This window comes from Psychrosphaera sp. F3M07, from assembly GCF_018860345.1.
GTDB classification, from domain to species: domain Bacteria; phylum Pseudomonadota; class Gammaproteobacteria; order Enterobacterales; family Alteromonadaceae; genus Psychrosphaera; species Psychrosphaera aquimarina.
Window position 1 is genome coordinate 58648 of sequence record NZ_JAHKPJ010000006.1, and the last position, 20929, is coordinate 79576.

The following is a 20929-nucleotide window of genomic DNA, read 5'->3' on the forward strand; positions in this document are numbered from 1 at the left end:
ACTACTTAAGCAAGAAGCTGCCATTCACTTTATTATTGGGATTATGTATTTCATGGAAATCAAACTCTCCAACAACAGAGTTTAAACCGTCAAAAAACGATGCGTTAATATCCCCATCAGCGAGGTTATTACCATGTGAAGCGAAACTTATATCTAAATTTAATTGATCAACTGAAATAATCCCACTGAAGGCCGCAAACCATTCTCCACCTGCATCATCAAAAGATATTTGACCAGTAGGGATTGTGCCATTATCAAAGTTAATGTTCATATTCATATTGAAATTTGAAATTGCACCGGCGCTAGACGTCACTGAGAAACTTTCTACATTGTTGTAATTAAAGCTGCCACTGCGTTGTGATAATAATTCCTCAGTTGTTGAGGTATCAATTGAATTAAAGTCATCTTCTACCGTTGTTGGAGCGTTATCTTCAATTTGTTGGAACTCTTCAGATATGGTGCTGGTTACGAGCTCCGTTTGTTCAGATATAGCTACATCTTCTGCTACATTTTCAGGTTCTTCAAGAGTACTATTGTCACTTGTATCTACGGCAATCAAAGACCCTTCTGAATCATCATTCTCTTCTGAATCTGAGGTGTCAGACGAATCAGTTTCTGATGCAATTTGGCTATTTTCATCAGATTCAGAGGAGCCTTCTTCATTTTCATCAGTCGCTTCATCGTTACTCTCATCTGAATTTTCTTCATTGCCTTCATCGTTATTTTCATCCGAGCTTTCTCCGTCTTCCGAATCACCTTCATCGTCGGTTGATTCAGAATTATTTGATTCAGACTCTTCATCTTCCTCTTCACTATCGTCTGTACTATGTCCTTCATTAAAGTTTTCAGGTGCTTCTAATAACTGAGTCACTTCACCTTCTTCACTCACAACGCCAAATGAATAATCTTCACCATCACCAAAAGATACTGTGCTTTCACTTCCGCCAGTTTCAACTGTGACATCTATAGCACCGTCCCAAACTGCAAGAAACATATCACCTTCAATTAATTCAATTTCGTAATGGGTTCCTCGGATACCGATACTGCCTGTAGGTGTTTTTAAGTTGTAATCGCCGTTTTCAGCTTTTATAGCACCTGTGACTGAACGCAATCCACCTTTTACTAGCTCCATAACCACAGAACCTCTGCCATTTTCATCAGAAAAACGGTAATCGGAAATGAGTAGTTCCGTACTTTCTTTGAGGGCAATCATGCCTCCATCAGCCATACGAAGTTGGGCTTTACTTTTTTTACCTGTGGTAACCACATCGTTGTCATAAATGATGGAACGTCGTTTAAGCGCCCTGGTTTTATCATTGGCGATGGCACTTACTTTACCTTTAGAAATAAGTGTTTTTCCTGCGGTTGTTTGTGCATTAACACTGTTTGCAGTGACAAGGCTGACGACTAGTACTATCTTATAAATATTCATAAACTTCCCTACAGCTCATATTGCCAACTGGCACCAAGTTCAACTCGGTCATAACTATATAATTTTATGTTACTGCTTTTATTCTGCACATTTAAATGCAGTTTTAAGTTCAATCTATCTGTGGAATTAAACATTAACTGAGATGAAAACATCGACATTGTTTCATCACGCTCTTGCAAAAATAACGGATGAACGCCTTTATAGGTGTGCTGTTCAACCATAAACGAATTATTACTAATGACGGAATCTGTAATTGGCCAAGTTAATTGGTACATTGCGCCAATTACATCTTTATCATTAAACACATAACGCGAATCATCACTAACATCCTGTTGCCAATGAGCCATTATCGTGTGAACTTGGCTTGATTTTAAAAGGTATGAAACGGATAACTTGGTACGAGATAAGTCTAGTTCAGAATTTAATTCGTTGCTGATTACTGAATAACTGAGGCTAGACATGATGCCACTACTTTTAGATAACTCACTTTGCCAATTAGAGCTTGCACCAGCTTCGGTTCGGTAATGTGTACCATTTAACCATAAAGGACGAGCAAAGCCGGATACTGATAATGTGCCCACTTTAGATTTTTGTGCATAAGCTAAGTCAAAATTAACCATGTGTCTTTGGTATTCATTAAACTCTAAATAATCTACGTAATTTGCACCAATGTTGACTTTTAACCATTGGTTTTGGCTAATAGGGTGTTGATAGTTTGCTTTGTAATTAAACGAATATGTTAGGTCGCGCGTCTGTCTAGAGTTATCAAATAATTGAATTTCGCCTAAATTGGGAATGAATATCTGCTCTTCTGCAGTGCCGCTATTAATGTTATCGTCAAATGCCATCATGCCAGATATAAAATGGCCCCACGTTTTATTTTTATTAAGAATGGTTTTATTAATTCGATTTAATAATTTTGTTGCACTGTCGCGCTGATTATCTAATAGGGGTCTTTTAAGTAAACGGTTTAATTCAGCCACAGCCGCTTGTAGGTTATCTAACTTTTGGTAGGTTTGAGCTAGATAAAATCGTGCTAAATAAGAGTTAGGGACTTCGATTACTACTCGTTCAAATGCAAATACGGCCTCTTGGTATTGTTTATGTCCGTAAGCTGAAAAACCACTTAATAAGTCGAACTCAGGCAAGCCACCATATTCAAAGGTATATTCATCCGACAATTGGAACGCTTGTGCATACTGTTTGTTGGTTAATAAGACATTAAGCTGTTTTATAACGTCTGGATAGGGCATAACCTTGGCATAAGTTGTAAAACTTAGTATCAATAACAAACTTATTAAAAATGTGAAAATCCGGCTCATTTTTGTTTTAGTTCCTTTGGCGTACGCTTGGTATATAAAAGGGCATTATTCTCTTAAAATTAAACTTTGACCTTCTTTAGCAAAAAAGAAACTGAAGTCAGGGTTTGTTTTTAATATTTTAGCAGTTAAATCATCAATTTCTTCGTCTGTTCTTAAAGGGTCATGACTAAACAAAGATAACATTTTAACATTTGCATTATGGGCTAAATTTAATGTCTCTGATATAGAGGAATGTCCCCAACCGAATTTTTGTGTCATTTCATGATCTAAATATTGGGCATCATGTATTAATAAGTCGGCGTTAGCGCAAAACCCGGCCCATTGTTGTACAGTGCGAAAATGATGACTCTCTGGGGCTACAAGTTCATGATCTGTCGCATAAACTAAGATTTGATTATCACACTTTATCCGATAAGCTGAGCCACCATCAGGGTGATTCATATCCATAGCTTGAATTATAAAGTCACCTACCTCAATACCTTCATCGACAGAAAAGTTGGTTTTCTTTAATGTAATGGTCGACGGAAGCTGATGAAATTTTACTGGGAAATAACTTTTACTCATCTGATCTAAAATCGCAGTATCATGATTTAGAGTCGTACTTCCAGGGTAAATCGTTATGTTTACTCCTTTTTTAAAAATAGGCGTGAAAAAAGGAAATCCCTGTAAATGGTCCCAATGGTGATGGCTTAATAAGATGTGGATGGTGTCGTTATAGTTTTCAAATTCTTTACTGGCAAGTCGTAAACCTGTGCCAGCATCTAAAATTAGCTTTTGACCACCATCGCTTTGTAATACAACACAAGGCGTATTACCCCCGTATCTTGCAGTATCAGGTCCGGGTGTGGGGATGGAGCCTCTGACTCCGTAAAAGGTTACTTTCATGATGAACAACGTTGATTATTTATCATCCAGTTTTATACGTTAAATAAGCAAAATTTACAATTTATCAGTAAAAATAAGCAAGAACAAAATATGCAAGGTCCAATTTATTTGGTTTTGCTAGGATCATTTTTTGTAAATACTAAATTTTCTATTACGCTTAGTGATAGGTATCTATAACTTTATGTAAATTAACAAGATAAAAAAAAAGAGTCACAAATCTAACTTGGTGGCCGATAACTATATACATCTTTACCGTCGTGTATATTGCAGTGGAAAGTGAGTTTTCCTTTTAATTAAGTAGGATAAAAAATGAAAATTTTAACAAATTTGACGATCAAAAATCGTTTGTTTGCTAATGCTATTGTTGTAGCAATTGCTCTATCAATTTTATTTGGCATGATGTTAGTGAACTCAAATGTCCTAAATACACTCGGTTTATCCTTAGCTAAAGTTGAAAAGTTGGAAGCGCAGGTGCTGACGTTACGAAAACATGAAAAAGACTTTTTAGCCCGAAAAGACATGAAGTACGTAAAAGAATTTCAAAGTACGGTAAAAAAACTGCAAAAAAACACGATGGATTTACAACTGATAGCGGATGAGTTGAATTTTGAAGTTCCAGAGTTAAGCAACTTCGCTAAGGCAGTTAAAGATTATGCCATTCAATTTGATACGGTTAGTGCACTGCAAGTACAAATTGGTTTAACTCCGACCACGGGACTTTATGGTGAGTTAAGAAGTTCGGTGCATGAAGCAGAAGAAGAGTTAAAAAATAGTAATTCTTACAAATTATTAACTTACATGTTGCAATTGAGACGCGCAGAAAAAGATTTTATGTTGCGTAGAGATGTAAAATACCTAGATAAGTTTGATGCTGGAATGCAAACATTTAGGCAACAACTAATCCTGGAGTCTATGCCAGCGAGTGAATTGAGTAATATTCAGAGTTACTTAGCAATTTACGAGTCCAAGTTTAAGCAGCTTGCTAAAGCTGAAACCGATATTGGACTGGACGCTAAGTCAGGCGCATTAGGTAAGTTAAGGGCAACCATTCATCAAACGGAATCTTCATTAGACTCAATAATCAATAGTTTGGAAGTTGAGTTAGCAGAAAGAGTGGATTCAACCATTCGTAATGCCACAATCGTTTTCATTGTTGCCATGATTTTCACTTTATTCATTGTCTACACAACGAGTCGTAGCATATTAATGCCAATTTTAGCGGTCAGAAATGCAATTTCACATATACGTAGAAACAATGATTTAACTTGGTTAGTTAAATCAAAAGGTAAAGATGAGCTTGTTGAGTTATCCACCGATGTGAACTCATTAGTTGCCGATTTCAGAAACTTAATAATGAACGTTAATACGGCACTTAACACCTTAGATAATTCTACTGATGAATTAGCCTCCAACACACAAAATACGCTAGAGGGTATGGAGTTGCAGTTTAGTGAGAGTGATATGGTTGCTACCTCTGGTGCAGAGATGCAAGCAACGGTTGCGGATATTAGTCAGAATACACAACTTGCCACAGCGACTGCGAATAAAACGGGTGAGATGGCTCAGGCTGGTGCTAAAGAGGTTGGGCAAACCGTTGCCAATATTAGTGAGTTAGCTAATCAGTTAAAAAATGCTTTAACTCAAATAGAGAAATTAGAAAAAGACAGCCAATTAATTGGAACCGTATCTGATGCGATTCGCGGAATTGCTGAACAAACTAATTTGTTAGCGCTAAATGCTGCGATTGAGGCAGCTCGTGCTGGAGAGCAAGGTCGAGGTTTTGCGGTGGTTGCAGATGAAGTACGAAGTTTAGCTATGCGAACTCAAGAATCTACTAGTGAGATTGAAACGATTATTTCCTCATTGCAATCAAGTACTCAAACTATCGTTGATGTGGTTAATCAATGTTATAAAAATGGTATTGAATGTTCTGAACAAGCACAAAGTGCGGGTGAGTCGTTAGGCCGGATTGCAAGCCATGTAGATGAAGTGGTTGGCATGAATAGCCAAATTTCAGCATCACTACAAGAGCAAGATATGGTAGCGACAGAAATGAGTAAACATGTTATTAAAATTCGTGATATTGCGAGTGACTCACAAGAACGTGCTGCAATCAATGCCGATGCTAGCAGAGACATAGCGAAACAAGCGGCTATTTTACATCAAGAGATAGAACGTTATAAAACAGCTAGTTAAGAGTAGGTTGTTACATAAAAAAGCCCGTTTATGGTAAGTCATAAACGGGCTTTTTTATTTATTAATCAATAGGTTTGTACAAACCTATCGTTAAAGAATAAATTTACTCAAGTCTTCATCTTCGGCAATTTCATCCAGGTTTGCTTTCACAAAGCTCTGATCAATGATGACTGAGTTGCCACTGCTTTCTGAAGCTGTGAATGAAATCTCTTCCATTAGTCGTTCTAAAACGGTGTGTAAACGTCTGGCTCCAATGTTTTCATTACGTTCGTTTACTTTAAAAGCTACCTGAGCAATCTCTTTAATTCCATCTTCTGTGAACTCAATAGCTAAACCTTCTGTTGCTAATAAAGCAATGTATTGTTCCGTTAACGATGCATTAGGTTCAGTTAGAATTCGTTCAAAGTCTTCTGGCGTTAATGCACTCAATTCAACACGAATAGGTAGGCGGCCTTGTAACTCAGGAATTAAGTCTGATGGTTTGCTCATTTGGAATGCACCAGATGCGATGAATAACATATGATCCGTTTTTACCATACCGTATTTAGTTGATACCGTACTGCCTTCAACTAACGGCAATAAATCACGTTGTACACCTTCACGAGAAACATCTGCGCTATTGGCACCTTCACGTTTACAAATTTTATCAATTTCATCGATAAAAACGATACCATTTTGTTCAACGGCTTCTAACGCTTTTTCTTTTAAGTCATCATTGTTGACTAATTTTGCTGACTCTTCATCGATTAGCATTTTAAGTGCAACTTTGACTTTTAATTTACGAGGTTTGGTTTTATCACCAGATAAGTTTTGGAACATACCTTGTAGTTGTGATGTCATTTCTTCCATGCCAGGAGGTGCCATGATTTCAACACCAATTTCTTTTTGTGCAACGTCAATTTCAACTTCTTTGTCGTCTAACTCCCCTTGACGTAAACGTTTACGTAATACTTGACGGGTATTGCTTTCAGGTTCATCAGACTCAATTACTTGGCCATAGGTGTCTCTAGGTTTAGGTAATAAAGCATCTAATATACGCTCTTCAGCAGCTTCTTCAGCTCGGTGTTTGTTCTTTTCCATTGCCGCTTCGCGGGTTATCTTAATGGATATCTCAGTTAAATCCCTGATGATGGACTCAACTTCTTTACCAACATAACCTACTTCGGTAAATTTGGTGGCTTCTACTTTGATAAAAGGGGCATTGGCCAATTTAGCCAATCTGCGAGCTATTTCGGTTTTGCCCACACCTGTTGGGCCAATCATTAAGATGTTTTTTGGTGTGACTTCAGCACGTAATTCAGCTTCAAGTTGCATACGACGCCATCTATTTCTAAGGGCGATTGCGACGGCTCGTTTGGCATCATTTTGACCAATGATATGCTGATCTAATTCGTGAACAATTTCTCTTGGGGTCATTGCTGACATTTGATTACCTTTTAAAAATTCTATAATTCTTCGATGGTTAAATTGGTATTAGTGTAAACACAAATATTGCCTGCAATGTTTAAACTTTTTTCTACAATGTCTCGGGCTGATAATTCTGTGTTTTCTAACAAAGCGGTAGCGGAAGCTTGGGCATAAGGTCCACCAGAACCAATGGCGATTAAATCGTTTTCTGGCTGTATTACATCACCATTACCAGAAATAATGAGCGAAGCGGTTTCATCTGCTACGGCTAATAATGCTTCTAGCTTTCTTAACATTTTGTCGGTACGCCAATCTTTTGCTAATTCAACCGCAGCTTTGGTTAAATGACCCTGGTGCATCTCTAATTTAGCTTCAAATTTTTCAAATAAAGTAAAAGCGTCGGCGGTTCCACCGGCAAAACCAGCAATCACTTTGTTGCGATATAAACGTCTAACTTTTACGGCATTGCCTTTCATTACTGTGTTGCCAAGTGATACTTGACCATCTCCACCTAATACAACATTGTTACCACGACGAACTGAGACTATAGTGGTCATTGTCCACTCCTAAAAACCTAGATTAACGTCTATGTAATGTTTTTTTCTATGAATTCAAGCCCGAGTTTTTAATAGTTATGTATTATTAATTAATATGGTCGGTTTTAATTCAATAAAAGTGACAGTATGCCGATATTAAATATAGGTGTTATGAAAGTTCTTTTCGTTATATTCGTTCTTCATAAGCGTAAGTTAAACACGTTAATACAAAAGGGTTGCCTTTGTTAAATTCAATTAGTAAAAAAGTGGTTGTTGGTTATTTATCAATTTTAATTGTTTTAGGTTTAACCACGAGTACCTTGTTTTCGAAATTAATCACTATTAAATCCATTAGCGATCAATTTGTTACTGATACGTTACCTACCTTACAGTCTGCTAATCAGGCCATTTCGAGTTTGAGTAAATTATCAATCGCGGCATATGGTTTATATGGTTACACCTTAACGGCGGATGAGTTTAGTTCAGAGGTCGATAGCGAATTGAAACGCTTGGCTGCGGCTTTACCAAAAGTAAGCCAACATCTAAATAAACCTAATATCAAATTAACGGAATTATCTGCACTTCTCACAGAGCTTAAAAATCAAATGACGGCTGATTCTGTTGATTGGGATGTGGCCAGAGATTTGTTAACAAAGTTACAAACTCAGTCTTTAAAAGTTGAATCAATATTAAATCAAGCAGAATCGTCAGTGTCTAACCAGGCAAATGAAAAAGTGAATCATGTCACTGTCAATATCGACAATATGCTGACTTGGTTAGTTTTGAGCATCATAATTATCTTTGTGATTACATTACTGGCACTGTTATTGGCTAAAAATACAATTGTAAAACCTGTGAAATCCTTGTCATCTCAACTTGATTATATTGTTGATGCTCATGATTTAAGTAAAGACGTCAGCATAAATAGTGGCGATGAGATCAATATCACAGCGAATAGTGTTAACCAATTATTAAGAGCATTTCGTAAAGTAAATGGTGAGATTAGCAATTCTGCCGACGTGTTATACCAATCAATTGAGCTCTTAAATCACAGTGCAGGTTTGTCAGACGAGCAAATAAGAAAGTTATCAGCCACTATGGTAACTATGCTTAATAGCCTGTCTCAATTGGAACATAGCATTGGTGATGGTGCTAATCGTTCGCTGTCTGCGTCTGAACAAGCACGTTTAGGGGCAGAGCAAGTGGAGCAAGGGTCATCAGACATTCAGCAAACCGCTGACATTATTGCCGAGCTTTCTACCGATATCGATATTTCCTCAGACATGTTATTAAGTTTGAAACACTCAGGGGATAAAGTTAGTTCTGTGGTTAAAACGATTGCAGAGATCGCTGAACAAACGAATTTATTAGCACTTAATGCGGCGATAGAAGCCGCGAGAGCTGGTGAAACGGGCAGGGGCTTTGCTGTTGTTGCCGGTGAAGTTCGAACGTTGGCTTCCCGCACTCATGCGTCTACTTATGAAATTAATTCTATTTTAGCTGAAATTGTTAGTGCAATTTCGTTAACGGTAGAGTCAATGGAAACGAATAAGAGTAAAGCGAACGAAGCGGTAAATGCGGCAGAAGTTACGGTTCAATCGTTAAATGAAATTAAATCTACCGTGATTAGGTTAAGTGATGAAAATAATCAATTAGCCGACTTTGGCAAAGCCAGTCAAAGTGATGTCTCTCAGATCCGTGCCGATATAGATGATATTAGTGGCTCTGTTGAACAAGTTAGACAAACCAGTGACGAAACCAGACAAGCGTCAAACTCACTGGGGCAATTGGTAACAGGACTAAATCAATTGTTAAAACAGTTTAAAACGTAACAAGAATAGTTAGTTTTAAACTGTTTTGACCTAACTCAATCTATCTAAACACACAACCGTGAATATTATTACGTTTTAATTCGTGGCGTGTCTTTTCAGCCGTTCTTTTTTTCTCATATGGCCCAAGATCTACTCGGTACCAAATCCCTGATGTGCCTTGATACTCTTTAACTTCAGACTCGAAACCAGCAAAAGCAATTTTAGCTTTAAGGGCTTCAGCTCTATCTCTTGAACGTACCGTAGTACAACGTACAATAAAGGGACCCTTTGCTTCTAATTCTTCAGTGCTGACTTTTACTTGTTTATTTTCTAGCTCTTCAATAAATTGCCACTCTTCGTCATCAGGTGGTGGTGGCACCGATTGTTTGCTTTTCTTTTCAATTGGTTGTTTTTGGTCAACCGTATCAATAGTGGGTTGGTCACTTAATTGGGATAAAAAATAACCAAAACCAGAAGCCGCTAACACAATAATCGCAAGCTTTAGCACAGGGAATGGTTTTTTCTCTTTGGTTTTGGTTGTTCGTCTTGGTTGTTTCTTATTTTTATTTTGACTTACATAATCTTTATTTTTCATATTGGGGTAGAGAACCTTAATTGTTTATACGTTAACTCAAATCCAAGGGATCGATGTCAATTGACCAGCGGATTCTATTATCCTTTTGCACACTATCCAAGTTTTCAATTAACCAATCGACGACTTTATGTAGATAAGGTCTAGATTTGCATTGAATAGTCAGCATATGACGGTATTTCCCAGCTTTTTTCATCATAGGGGCTGGGCTTGGTCCTAATACTAATAAATCAGCAAACTGACTAAGGTGAGGACTGATAGACTGTAGCCATTGACTCGCGTAGTTTTCATTAGTCGCCTCAGCTCTTATCAAAGCTTGATGTGAGTATGGAGGAAGATTTAACATTTCACGCTCAGTTAATGCAAAGCTAGCAAAATCTGAATATTTATTATTGATGAGATCTTGGATCACCGGATGTTCTGGAAATTTAGTTTGTAACCATACTTCACCTTTTATACTTCCTCTACCGGCTCGCCCACTGACTTGAACAATTAATTGGGCTAGTTTTTCTGGAGCTCTAAAGTCGCTACTAAACAAGGAGCCATCAACATCAACAACACCTACTAAGCTAACATTTGGAAAATGATGCCCTTTAGCAACCATTTGAGTACCTACAACAATGGAAGGGTTCCCTTGATTGATTTGTTCGAGTATTGCTTCAAACTCGCCCTTTTTGCTTGTGCTATCTCTGTCTAATCTAATCACTGGATAATCAGGTATTGCGTCTTGCAAAGCTAAATGAAGCTGTTCGGTACCAACACCGACTGTGGATAAACGAGTCGAGCCACAACCTTTACACTGATGAATAGTTGGTTGTTGATCACCACAATGGTGACAGATGAGCTGATTTTTACTTTTATGAAATGTAGTATAGCTACTACATCGGCTGCATTCTGTTAACCAACGGCACTCTTCACACATAAGAACGGGAGCAAACCCTCTGCGATTGATAAACAACATAACTTGTTGACCCGCAGCTAAGCAGGACTTTACTTTTTCAAGTAAAGGTTCACCTATACCAGAGTCAACACGGCATTGATTTAGGTCTAATAATTTCATTGCTGGCAGTTGGCTACCAGCTGCTCGACTTTTTAACTCTAAGTGATGAAATTTACCCACTAATGCATTCTGTAACGTTTCCAAACTGGGGGTTGCAGAGCCTAATATAACCGGGATATTTGCCACTTTAGCACGATAAAGGGCTAATGAACGGCAATGGTATTTAAAGCCTTCCTGTTGCTTAAATGATGCATCATGTTCTTCATCTATAACTATCATGCCCAAACTGGCAAACGGTAAAAATACCCCAGAACGAGTGGCGATGACTATTTTTGCTTGGCCACTGCGTGCCTTATACCAAGTATTAAATCTTTGTTTATCCGTCATACCAGAATGCCAAAGTTCGACATCTAGGTTAAATCTTTGTTTAAAGCGACTAATGGTCTGTGGTGTTAACCCAATTTCTGGCACACAAACAAGCACCTGTTGCTGCTTTAATAGGGTATGTTCGATGGCTTGTAAATAAACTTCAGTTTTTCCACTGCCAGTGACACCATCGAGTAAAAAGCATCTGGGTAGGTTGTTATTATTGCTTGAACTGTTAATCGCGGAAACCGCAATTGCTTGTTCGGTATTAAGTGAAAGTTGCCCGGTAATATCGTCCGCCGTTACAGGTTTAATATAAATGGACGAGGTTTTCCAATTTGCCCAGCCTTCATCAACAAAACGTTTTATTGAGGTAGATTTCATGTCTTTGTTGGTTAATTCAGAGCGGGTATAAGACTGCTCCGATAATAGTGATAATAACTTATGTAATTGCTTGGCATTTTTAGGTATTTTTTCATCTACATTGTGTATTTGACTGAGTGTCAATCTTTGCGGTGCAAGTTGACCAATGGTTTTATTTTCACGCAAAACACCGGGTAACGCCGCTGAAAATACTTCACCAATTGGATGTTTGTAATATTCTGCCGCCCAAAGTAATAGATTTAATTGTTCTGAAGTGAAACTTGTCTCATTTTCTATTAACGCAATAATTGGTTTCAGTTTTTCTATTGGATATTCCGATTTATCGGTAATGTTTATCACGGTCCCAACCAGAGTTTGACGCCCAAAAGGAACGATAACTCTTTGACCTTGTTGAGGTTTATTGGTGATATCTATAATGTCAGTTGGTGCTATATATAGATAATCGAAGAGTTTTCTTAATGGTAGCGGTAAGGCTACTTGCAGAACTTGATGATTAAATAATGACATTAAACTCTGTGACCCATATGGATAAGTTGACAAAATGAAAGCAATCACTTACTTTTGTTAAGGCTTAAGTAACTATTAATATTAAAACTAGTAAAAACAGATGAAATTGTGTTTACCCAAAATGTATAAGATTATATTTTTCAGCTTAATGTTAAGCGTTAATATTAACATATTTGCAAAAGAAGCAAGAACCTATTCTACCGAAGGATATTGTATTCTGGCGTTTGAGCAAGTAGACAATGATTACTTAAAACAATACGAAAGTCGACTTGGTTTTCGCCCAAAAGTTAAATTATGCAACCGAGTAAATCGCTTAGTAGCTGAGTTTCAACCAGCCAGTTGGAATTACCAATATGGTCAGCCTTACCCTGGCAGTAGTATTTATTTAAACCCCAATCAAGTTGAAAAAATTATCCAAGCGAGAGAAAAACATAGGCAAGTTCGTCGATAATTAAATTATCTTTTGAATTAATACTGTTATTGCTTGATCTTTAGTCGATACCGATTATAATTCGCGCCCTAAATTTATTTAAACTTCGTATGGTATTCGGCAATGACCGGATGGCGATACGGCCTAATGAGGTAATCCCATGCAAAAAGACATCCACCCACAGTATGAAGAAATTAACGTATCTTGTTCATGTGGTAACAAATTCGTAACTCGTTCAACAGTATGTAAAGACTTACACTTAGACGTATGTTCTGCTTGTCACCCTTTCTATACTGGTCAACAAAAACAAGCTACTACTGGTGGCCGTGTTGACAAGTTCAAAAATCGTTTTGGCATGTTGGGCAAAAAGTAATAATTGCTTAATACGCAAAAAAAGCACCTTAGGGTGCTTTTTTTATGCCTGTAATAAAAACAATTTATTTTTAATTTTGTTGTAAGTAATCAACGCATCAATTTACTCGTCTCTTTATAAAGTGTATTCAACAGGTCGAATCTGCTTTGATCTTTGTCAATTGCTTAAGAAATACACCTTAAATGTTTTCATCTATCATTTGGGTGATATTTTCAACTTTTTGTTCTTTGAGTCTAAATGTTGTTAAATTACATCTTACTGGTATGAACAGCATCAAACCTTATAACTTATTACACGCATGTGGTTTTTTATCTAAGACTTTAGTAGTACATTAACTCTAATATACAGTCTCTTGATTGTTTAAATAAGTAGCTGAGTTTTAGCTATCAATTGCACTCAAGAGCCCACTTTATTGCTGTTAATAGCTAAATATCAGGAAGTAACTAAATGTCTGATTTAAAAAAACGAGCTTTGGAATATCACCAATATCCAAAGCCGGGGAAAATAGAAGTAGCTTTAACCACGTCGGCAGAGACCGTTGATGATTTATCACTCGCTTATAGTCCAGGGGTTGCTGAACCAGTAAGAGAAATAGCGCTAGATCCAGATAATGCTTATAAATATACAGCCAAAGGAAATACAGTTGCCGTGATCAGTAATGGCACTGCCATCCTGGGCTTAGGTAATCTTGGACCGTTAGCTTCAAAACCGGTAATGGAAGGTAAAGCATTATTGTTTAAACGTTTCGCTAATATTGATTCGTTTGATATTGAAGTTACCCACAATACGACCGATGAGTTTATTAATACAGTTGCCAGTATTGCCGATTCGTTTGGCGGAATTAATTTAGAGGATATCAAAGCCCCAGAATGTTTTGAAATTGAAAAAGAATTAATCAGCCGTTGCAACATTCCTGTGTTTCATGATGACCAACATGGAACTGCAATCGTTACATCCGCTGGTATGTTAAATGCGTTGGAGATTCAAGGCAAGGCTTTGCACGATTGTACTATTGTATGTCTTGGTGCAGGTGCAGCAGCTATCGCGTGTATGGAGTTGTTGATTAAATGTGGTGCGCAACGAGAGCGAATATACATGTTAGACCGTCAAGGTGTCATTCACACTCGTCGCGATGATTTGAATGAATATAAAATGCGTTTTGCTAATAATACGGACAAACGCACATTAGAAGAAGCAATCACAGGCGCTGATATATTTGTTGGTGTGTCAGGTGCCAATCTATTAACCGCGGAAGCGTTAAAGTTGATGGCCCCAAATCCTGTTGTTTTTGCGTGTTCTAATCCTGACCCAGAAATTCAGCCTGAATTAGCTATGTCTGTTCGCGACGATTTAATTATGGCAACAGGCCGTTCAGATTATCCAAATCAAGTTAATAATGTTTTATGTTTTCCGTTTATATTTCGTGGAGCGCTCGATGTTAGGGCAACGGTGATAAATGACGAGATGAAAATTGCGGCAGTCGAAGCGATTAGACAATTAGCGAAAGAGCCGGTGCCTGAGAGTGTATTAAAAGCGGCCAATGTTAGCGAATTACATTTTGGTGCAGATTACATAATCCCAAAACCAATGGATCCTCGTTTACTAGAAAAGGTTTCAAAAGCCGTTGCTGATGCAGCAATTAAATCTGGGGTTTCAAGGATTTGATTTAACCTAATTTATTAGAGCAATAAAAAAACGCAGCTTAATGAGGCTGCGTTTTTTATTTGAAAAATTAAATAAAAATGAAAATTAATTTATTTTATTCTTCAATAGTTGGTATTTCTTTACCCATTTTAATAAGAATGTTTCTTACTTCTTCTGGGATCTGCTCAGGATTTTCTTTCGCTAAGTCATTATCTGCTGGTAATGGTTGACCTGTAAATGCATGTAAAAATGCTTCACACAGTAATTCACTATTTGTAGCGTGTCGCAGATTTTGCACTTGACGGCGAGTTCGTTCGTCGGTCAACACCTTTAAAACATTGAGCGGTATAGATACTGTGATCTTTTTTACTTGCTCAGATTTTTTCCCATGTTCTGCATATGGGTGAATATACTCACCGTTCCACTTTGCCATAACAAACCTATTTGTTGTGAATCCAGCTATTAATATTATTAACAACCAGGTACTAAATTTTTGAGACTGTGAAATTGTATTGAATTTATTTATTTAGTCAAATTATCGCTTTCTAAAAGTTTAGACGTCTAGATGGTTGACAATACTAATAATCAGTTTATAGTTTAGCCATCTAAACGTGTAAATGTCCGAGGGTGATATGTCAAACCAGTCAATAAATAACCTTGATGCTGAAACAATTGCAGTGCAATCCGGTTTAAATTCTGACCAAAGTCACAATTCAGTTGTTGCCCCTATTTATTTGGCAACCAACTTCGAATTTGACACGATTACTAACAAACCAAATTTTGATTATAGTCGTGGTGGTAATCCAACTAGAGATCTATTAGCCCAAGCACTTGCAGAATTAGAGCGTGGTAAAGGTGCAGTCGTTACATCTTCAGGCATGGCTGCTATTAATTTGGTTTTACAGTTACTCACGCCTAACGACACACTAGTGGCTCCTAAAGATTGTTATGGTGGAACTCATCGATTATTTACCAGTTTAGCTAAACGCGGTGGATTTAATTTAGTTTGGCTGGACTTTTACGCAGAAGACATTGAGAAACAGTTACTTCAAACAAAACCTCAAATGATCTGGTTAGAAACCCCAAGTAATCCATTATTACGTTTAACTGATATTAAACAGTTTTGCCAAGTAGCAAAACAAGTTAATGCAAAAGTTGTTGTAGATAACACCTTTTTATCTCCACTAGGGCAATCACCAATTGCGTTAGGGGCTGATATAGTTGTTCATTCTTGTACTAAATATCTCAATGGTCACAGTGATGTTATTTCTGGCGCAGTTATTTCAGCGGATGAAGAGACACACGAACAAATTAGTTGGTGGGCCAATAATACTGGCGTAACCGGAGCGCCATTTGATAGCTATTTGATTTTACGTGGTATCAGAACCTTACCGATCCGAATAAAGCAGCATAGTGAAAATGCACTTGCTATTGCGGAGACCTTATTAGCGCACAAAAATGTAACGAGCGTTAACTACCCGGGGCTACCTCAGCACCCAGATCATCAATTAGCACTTCGCCAACATAAACAGCATGGTGGCATGGTGAGTTTTGAAATAAATGCAGATGACAGTCAAATTGATGCATTTGTGAAAAAGTTAAATTTATTTACTCTTGCTGAATCATTAGGTGGCACAGAAAGTTTAATTTGTCATCCAGCTAACATGACACATGCAGCTATGGACGCGGAAGCACAAAAAGAAGCGGGTATTACCCCACAATTAATTAGGTTGTCGGTGGGGATAGAAGCTAAACAAGACTTAATCAACGATTTAGTGCAAGCATTAGACTCGTTAAATAGTTTAAAAGTTGCTTCCGCATTTTGTTCTGAAAATGAAACGTCAATAGAACTTGAAACCATCGCCACTTGCCGATTAAGTCCTGCTTTAGCAGCATTGTGGTAACTATAGGTTTTATTAATAGGGAACGGAACGGTATAAATGACTCTGAAAATAAAAGATAGCGGCGTGAGTAAATCAAGCATGGCAGAAGTGAATATTATATTGCTTGGTAAGGGGAACGTGGGCAATGCGTGGTTATCTTTGTTTAGTGAACAAAAAGCACGTTTTGCGCAAACTGTAGAGGTTAAACTGATTGTCGTTGCCAATTCAACTCGAGCGATAGTTAACTTTGAAGGGTTAACATCAAATCAATTTAATAATTTTGCTGAAGATTCAACTGTAAATAATTTAGCTGGGTTAATTGAGCAAGTTGAACAAGCGAAATTAGATAATGTTCTAGTGATTGATGTTACCGCTAGTCAACAAGTTACTCATAGTTATCCTGAGTTTGCGTCATTAGGCTGGAATATTATATCGGCCAATAAAATTCCAATGTCGGTGTCATCTGAGCGTTATAAACGATTAGTGAGCTTGTTAAAAAGTAATGGTTGTTATTGGGGAATAAATGCTACGGTAGGTGCTGCATTGCCTGTGCAATCTAGCTTGGTTGAATTAATTCAATCTGGCGATAGAGTGTTATCAATAAATGGCGTTTTTTCAGGAAGTTTATCTTATTTATTAGTCAATTATGACGGAAAGCAAAGTTTCACTGAGTTAGTTAAACAAGCTAAAGATGCTGGGTTTACCGAGCCAGACCCAAGAGAAGATTTATCCGGTGCAGATGTACAAAAGAAATTATTAATTTTATCCAGGTTAGCGGGTTATATTATTAATTTAGATGATATTGCTGTTCAGCCTTTACTACCGCAAGAACTATTACAGGGAAGTGTGGCTGATTTTTGGGATAAGAAAGATAAAATTGATTTATATATGTCGCAAAAATTTGCAGACGCAGAGCAAAAAAGCAGTAAATTAGTATACGAAGCAAAAGTATCTTTTGTCGATAAAGTTGCATTTCCATCAGTAGAATTAACGGCATTACCAGCAGCGAATGCCGTAACTCAGTTATCACCTACTGATAATGTATTTACTCTGAAAACTGATTTTTATAACGACAACCCATTGATCATTAGAGGTCCGGGGGCGGGTGCAATCATAACCGCAACAGCAGTGAATATTGATTTAAACAAATTTGTAACTCAATTGGCCGTCGCCAATGAGATAGCCAACAATAAAAAATAATTAGAGAGCACAACATGAGTTTTCAGCGAGCACAGCACTTAGAGTCTATAAACAACAACCTACTAGATATTAAAGGTAAAATTGATGTTTCATTCGAGTTTTTTCCACCAAACTCAGAAGAGATGGAAACAACACTTTGGAATTCAATTGAGCGCTTAACACCTTTAAACCCTAAGTTTGTTTCGGTTACTTATGGTGCAGGTTCTGGAACCCGCGATAGAACGCATGATGTGATAAAACGCATTCAAAAAGATACCAATCTATCAACGGCTGCTCATTTAACTTGTATCGATGCCAGTAAAGAAGAACTTATACAAGTTGCTAAAGATTATTGGGAACATGATGTGCGTCACATTGTCGCCTTACGCGGTGATTTACCTGATAATTCAGCAAAACCTCACATGTATGCTTCTGATTTGGTCACTTTATTAAAATCAGTTGCTGATTTTGATATATCCGTTGCGGCGTATCCAGAAGTGCATCCTGATGCGCGCAACGCACAGGCTGACCTTATTAATTTAAAACGTAAAATTGATGCTGGCGCTAACCGTGCTATCACTCAATTCTTTTTTGATGTGGACTCTTATTTACGATTTAGAGACCGTTGTGCGGCAGCTGGTATTGAAGCGGATATTATTCCTGGGATATTACCGGTAACTAATTTTAATACGTTAAAACGCTTTGCTGGATTAACCAATGTTCATGTGCCAAATTGGATCCATGACTCATTCCAAGGTTTAGACAATGACCCTACAACACGTAATATGGTCGGCGCTTCTATCGCAATGGACATGGTTAAAGTATTATCAAAAGAAGGGGTAACGGATTTCCATTTTTATACACTTAATCGTAGTGAATTAAGTTATGCCATTTGCCACATGTTAGGTGTGCGTCCAAAGTAACTTCCATAAATCACTAGGGTGCTTAGCCTTTCTTAGTTTTATTCGCTAAGCACCTTCAATATTTCCTGAGTTCTCCTTTCTGATAATTGTTATTTAATACTCCTCTTATTTGTTATAAGGTTTTACTGCCGATATTTATATGCAATATAGCTTATAAGGAATTAATAATGGCGATTACGTTAGATGATCAATATGTATCGCAAATAACAAAACTATTTGTGATACCGCCTCGCCCAGAGTTATTAACTGAGCTAAATGCATTAATGCAGCAAGAAGAGCCATCTTTGGTTGAGATGGGTAATATCATAGCTAAAGATATTTCGATATCTGCAGCGGTGCTCAAATTGATCAACTCCCCCATATTTGGGATTGCTCGTACAGTGTCAAATATAAATCAAGCCGTTATGTTTCTGGGCTTTGACCGTATATATGGATTAGTACAAGGGATTAAGTTAAAACAATCTTTTGCAGGAAAAAGCTCAATTAGTTTAGAGCGTTTTTGGGATACATCAGAAGAGATTGCACAAGTTGCCTTATTCATAGGTAGCCAAATTAAAACTAAAGTGCCAGTTGAAAGTTTATACACATTAGGCTTGTTTCATGATGCTGGCGTGCCACTAATGGCGATGAAGTTTCAAAATTACATTCATGTACTTGTTGAGTCCAACAAAAATTATGATCATTCGCTGGTGGAGTTGGAAGAAAAGTATTTCCAAACCAATCACGCGATTGTTGGGTATTTTTTAGCAAGCGGTTGGAATCTACCAAAAGAGCTTTGTACCTTAATTTTACGACACCATGATCTAACTTTCTTAGATAAAAAAGAATCATCGATAGAGCAAATGACCTTTTCAATCTTGAAAATGGCTGAAAATATTGTACATACCGAAAGACGATATGTAGCAGCACCAGATTGGGTATATTTGAAAGAGGCGGTATTAGATGTTCTTGGTATCACTAATTATGAATACAACGATATAAAAGAAGACGCTATTGAGTTAGTCATTGGAAATTAAATTGGATATGAAAGAAAACACAGAAATCGATAAAATAGATAATAACCTTGAACGTATGGATGAGGTTATTGCGCAAACTCAGAAAATTAATCATCAACTCGAAAAGTTAAACCATCACAAGTTAATAAAGGCATACAACTCAATTCCTCAGTTGTTGTGGTTTCATTTGTTGAAAGGCGTTGCATTTGGTTTAGGCAGTGTCTTAGGGGCTACGGTTGTGTTATCCGCGTTAGTGTATGTTTTGGCTCAGTTTGAGTTTATTCCTTATATTGGAGAGTGGGTGTCAGCCATCATTGATGTAGTGAAAACCCCAACGACAGATTAAATATAACGGAATTAAATTAGCCTAAAAGTAACGTGGTACTTTAAATTTAGGCTAATAATAGGCATAATCCCGCACAAAATAAGTGGGTACTTTATCCAGTTATATTCACTCTAAGGAATATCAATGACGATTGAAACTACATTAAAACAAAGAAGTAATGATGTGTGCGAATTATGTGGCGCTAAGGATGGATTAACAGTTCAACCTGTTGCACCAAAAGATGCCTCAAATTCAGATCATTGTGTTTTAGTCTGTAGTACTTGTGTTTCACAATTGAATGGCGATGAGCCTTTAAATATAACACATTGGCGCTGTTTAAATGACAGTATGTGGAGCACGACACCTGCGGTTCAAGTATTATCATGGCAGCAGCTAACTGTGTTGACTAAAGCCGGTGAAACCTGGGCTCAAGACTTGTTAGATATGATGTACATGGAAGACGATGCTAAAGCATGGGCAGAGTCAGGTGTTGCACATTTATTGTCAGAAGATGATGCTGAAGCATTTGATTCAAACGGTGTAAAATTGTCAGCGGGTGATAATGTATACCTGATCAAAGACCTTCAAGTTAAAGGTGCTGGTTTTACCGCAAAACAAGGCACAACGGTTCGTGGAATTTCTTTAACTTCAAACCCTGAACATGTTGAAGGGCGTGTGAATGGTCAAAAAATAGTTATTTTAACTAAGTTCGTTAAAAAAGTTTAAATCCATATTACTC

At 37.4% G+C, this 20929-nt stretch carries 19 protein-coding genes; 11 read left to right on the forward strand and 8 right to left on the reverse strand.

Features of this window, described 5'->3' with window-relative positions:
* Window position 1: 1 nt before the first annotated feature.
* The 3 genes from KO505_RS02945 to KO505_RS02955 are packed head-to-tail and all read right to left on the reverse strand — an operon-like array spanning window position 2 to window position 3639.
* Window positions 2-1432 carry a FecR domain-containing protein gene (locus KO505_RS02945; protein ID WP_216053955.1) on the reverse strand — a complete coding sequence of 477 codons (1431 nt, stop codon included), beginning with the start codon at window positions 1430-1432 and terminating at the stop codon, window positions 2-4.
* A gap of 8 nt (window positions 1433-1440) precedes the next feature.
* Window positions 1441-2754, reverse strand: a complete 1314-nt coding sequence (locus KO505_RS02950) for a surface lipoprotein assembly modifier (RefSeq protein ID WP_216053956.1) — start codon at window positions 2752-2754, stop codon at window positions 1441-1443.
* A gap of 45 nt (window positions 2755-2799) precedes the next feature.
* The gene (locus KO505_RS02955; RefSeq protein WP_216053957.1) at window positions 2800-3639 is read right to left on the reverse strand and encodes an MBL fold metallo-hydrolase; all 840 of its coding nucleotides are present in this window, start codon (window positions 3637-3639) and stop codon (window positions 2800-2802) included.
* Window positions 3640-3948: 309 nt separating this feature from the next.
* Here KO505_RS02955 and KO505_RS02960 point away from each other — a divergent pair, with 309 nt between their 5' ends.
* On the forward strand, window positions 3949-5835 hold the full coding sequence (locus KO505_RS02960) for a methyl-accepting chemotaxis protein (RefSeq protein ID WP_216053958.1): 1887 nt from the start codon (window positions 3949-3951) through the stop codon (window positions 5833-5835).
* A gap of 90 nt (window positions 5836-5925) precedes the next feature.
* Here the strand turns inward: KO505_RS02960 and hslU are convergent, their stop codons facing one another.
* Complete coding sequence (gene hslU / locus KO505_RS02965) at window positions 5926-7260, reverse strand: ATP-dependent protease ATPase subunit HslU (protein WP_216053959.1); 1335 nt, start codon at window positions 7258-7260, stop codon at window positions 5926-5928.
* A gap of 20 nt (window positions 7261-7280) precedes the next feature.
* Window positions 7281-7799 carry an ATP-dependent protease subunit HslV gene (hslV, locus tag KO505_RS02970; protein WP_216053960.1) on the reverse strand — a complete coding sequence of 173 codons (519 nt, stop codon included), beginning with the start codon at window positions 7797-7799 and terminating at the stop codon, window positions 7281-7283.
* Window positions 7800-8020: 221 nt separating this feature from the next.
* Here hslV and KO505_RS02975 point away from each other — a divergent pair, with 221 nt between their 5' ends.
* On the forward strand, window positions 8021-9610 hold the full coding sequence (locus tag KO505_RS02975) for a methyl-accepting chemotaxis protein (RefSeq protein WP_216053961.1): 1590 nt from the start codon (window positions 8021-8023) through the stop codon (window positions 9608-9610).
* A gap of 40 nt (window positions 9611-9650) precedes the next feature.
* Here KO505_RS02975 and KO505_RS02980 read toward each other — a convergent pair whose 3' ends face one another.
* On the reverse strand, window positions 9651-10184 hold the full coding sequence (locus tag KO505_RS02980; RefSeq protein WP_216053962.1) for an SPOR domain-containing protein: 534 nt from the start codon (window positions 10182-10184) through the stop codon (window positions 9651-9653).
* A gap of 31 nt (window positions 10185-10215) precedes the next feature.
* Window positions 10216-12438, reverse strand: coding sequence for a primosomal protein N' (gene priA, locus KO505_RS02985; protein ID WP_216053963.1), 2223 nt, complete (start codon window positions 12436-12438; stop codon window positions 10216-10218).
* Window positions 12439-12559: 121 nt separating this feature from the next.
* Between priA and KO505_RS02990 the strand changes: the two genes are divergently transcribed.
* From KO505_RS02990 to KO505_RS03000, 3 genes are all read left to right on the forward strand, one after another.
* Window positions 12560-12889 (forward strand): hypothetical protein, encoded by a 330-nt coding sequence (locus KO505_RS02990; protein ID WP_216053964.1) that lies wholly within the window; start codon window positions 12560-12562, stop codon window positions 12887-12889.
* Between the two features lie 139 nt (window positions 12890-13028).
* Window positions 13029-13241 carry a 50S ribosomal protein L31 gene (gene rpmE / locus KO505_RS02995; protein ID WP_216053965.1) on the forward strand — a complete coding sequence of 71 codons (213 nt, stop codon included), beginning with the start codon at window positions 13029-13031 and terminating at the stop codon, window positions 13239-13241.
* A gap of 447 nt (window positions 13242-13688) precedes the next feature.
* The gene (locus tag KO505_RS03000) at window positions 13689-14906 is read left to right on the forward strand and encodes a malic enzyme-like NAD(P)-binding protein (protein ID WP_216053966.1); all 1218 of its coding nucleotides are present in this window, start codon (window positions 13689-13691) and stop codon (window positions 14904-14906) included.
* 94 nt (window positions 14907-15000) lie between these two features.
* Here the strand turns inward: KO505_RS03000 and metJ are convergent, their stop codons facing one another.
* Window positions 15001-15318 carry a met regulon transcriptional regulator MetJ gene (gene metJ / locus KO505_RS03005; protein ID WP_216053967.1) on the reverse strand — a complete coding sequence of 106 codons (318 nt, stop codon included), beginning with the start codon at window positions 15316-15318 and terminating at the stop codon, window positions 15001-15003.
* A 214-nt stretch (window positions 15319-15532) separates the two neighbouring features.
* Between metJ and metB the strand changes: the two genes are divergently transcribed.
* From metB to KO505_RS03035, 6 genes are all read left to right on the forward strand, one after another.
* Window positions 15533-16789 carry a cystathionine gamma-synthase gene (gene metB, locus KO505_RS03010; protein WP_371819944.1) on the forward strand — a complete coding sequence of 419 codons (1257 nt, stop codon included), beginning with the start codon at window positions 15533-15535 and terminating at the stop codon, window positions 16787-16789.
* Window positions 16790-16825: 36 nt separating this feature from the next.
* Window positions 16826-17968, forward strand: a complete 1143-nt coding sequence (locus tag KO505_RS03015) for a hypothetical protein (RefSeq protein ID WP_216053969.1) — start codon at window positions 16826-16828, stop codon at window positions 17966-17968.
* Between the two features lie 14 nt (window positions 17969-17982).
* On the forward strand, window positions 17983-18870 hold the full coding sequence (gene metF, locus KO505_RS03020; protein ID WP_216053970.1) for a methylenetetrahydrofolate reductase: 888 nt from the start codon (window positions 17983-17985) through the stop codon (window positions 18868-18870).
* 167 nt (window positions 18871-19037) lie between these two features.
* Window positions 19038-19886: an HDOD domain-containing protein gene (locus KO505_RS03025; RefSeq protein ID WP_216053971.1), complete on the forward strand. Its 849-nt coding sequence runs from the start codon at window positions 19038-19040 to the stop codon at window positions 19884-19886.
* A 7-nt stretch (window positions 19887-19893) separates the two neighbouring features.
* On the forward strand, window positions 19894-20211 hold the full coding sequence (locus KO505_RS03030) for a DUF5665 domain-containing protein (RefSeq protein WP_216053972.1): 318 nt from the start codon (window positions 19894-19896) through the stop codon (window positions 20209-20211).
* 123 nt (window positions 20212-20334) lie between these two features.
* Window positions 20335-20916 (forward strand): alkylphosphonate utilization protein, encoded by a 582-nt coding sequence (locus tag KO505_RS03035; RefSeq protein WP_216053973.1) that lies wholly within the window; start codon window positions 20335-20337, stop codon window positions 20914-20916.
* Window positions 20917-20929 lie beyond the last annotated feature (13 nt).

What these genes read in the sequence shown, in the direction of transcription:
- KO505_RS02945 (WP_216053955.1), bottom strand. Translation starts at nt 1,432, where the DNA reads ATGAATATTTATAAGATAGTACTAGTCGTCAGCCTTGTCACTGCAAAC.
- KO505_RS02950 (WP_216053956.1), bottom strand. Translation starts at nt 2,754, where the DNA reads ATGAGCCGGATTTTCACATTTTTAATAAGTTTGTTATTGATACTAAGT.
- KO505_RS02955 (WP_216053957.1), bottom strand. Translation starts at nt 3,639, where the DNA reads ATGAAAGTAACCTTTTACGGAGTCAGAGGCTCCATCCCCACACCCGGA.
- KO505_RS02960 (WP_216053958.1), top strand. Translation starts at nt 3,949, where the DNA reads ATGAAAATTTTAACAAATTTGACGATCAAAAATCGTTTGTTTGCTAAT.
- hslU (WP_216053959.1), bottom strand. Translation starts at nt 7,260, where the DNA reads ATGTCAGCAATGACCCCAAGAGAAATTGTTCACGAATTAGATCAGCAT.
- hslV (WP_216053960.1), bottom strand. Translation starts at nt 7,799, where the DNA reads ATGACCACTATAGTCTCAGTTCGTCGTGGTAACAATGTTGTATTAGGT.
- KO505_RS02980 (WP_216053962.1), bottom strand. Translation starts at nt 10,184, where the DNA reads ATGAAAAATAAAGATTATGTAAGTCAAAATAAAAATAAGAAACAACCA.
- priA (WP_216053963.1), bottom strand. Translation starts at nt 12,438, where the DNA reads ATGTCATTATTTAATCATCAAGTTCTGCAAGTAGCCTTACCGCTACCA.
- KO505_RS02990 (WP_216053964.1), top strand. Translation starts at nt 12,560, where the DNA reads ATGTATAAGATTATATTTTTCAGCTTAATGTTAAGCGTTAATATTAAC.
- rpmE (WP_216053965.1), top strand. Translation starts at nt 13,029, where the DNA reads ATGCAAAAAGACATCCACCCACAGTATGAAGAAATTAACGTATCTTGT.
- KO505_RS03000 (WP_216053966.1), top strand. Translation starts at nt 13,689, where the DNA reads ATGTCTGATTTAAAAAAACGAGCTTTGGAATATCACCAATATCCAAAG.
- metJ (WP_216053967.1), bottom strand. Translation starts at nt 15,318, where the DNA reads ATGGCAAAGTGGAACGGTGAGTATATTCACCCATATGCAGAACATGGG.
- KO505_RS03015 (WP_216053969.1), top strand. Translation starts at nt 16,826, where the DNA reads ATGACTCTGAAAATAAAAGATAGCGGCGTGAGTAAATCAAGCATGGCA.
- metF (WP_216053970.1), top strand. Translation starts at nt 17,983, where the DNA reads ATGAGTTTTCAGCGAGCACAGCACTTAGAGTCTATAAACAACAACCTA.
- KO505_RS03025 (WP_216053971.1), top strand. Translation starts at nt 19,038, where the DNA reads ATGGCGATTACGTTAGATGATCAATATGTATCGCAAATAACAAAACTA.
- KO505_RS03030 (WP_216053972.1), top strand. Translation starts at nt 19,894, where the DNA reads ATGAAAGAAAACACAGAAATCGATAAAATAGATAATAACCTTGAACGT.
- KO505_RS03035 (WP_216053973.1), top strand. Translation starts at nt 20,335, where the DNA reads ATGACGATTGAAACTACATTAAAACAAAGAAGTAATGATGTGTGCGAA.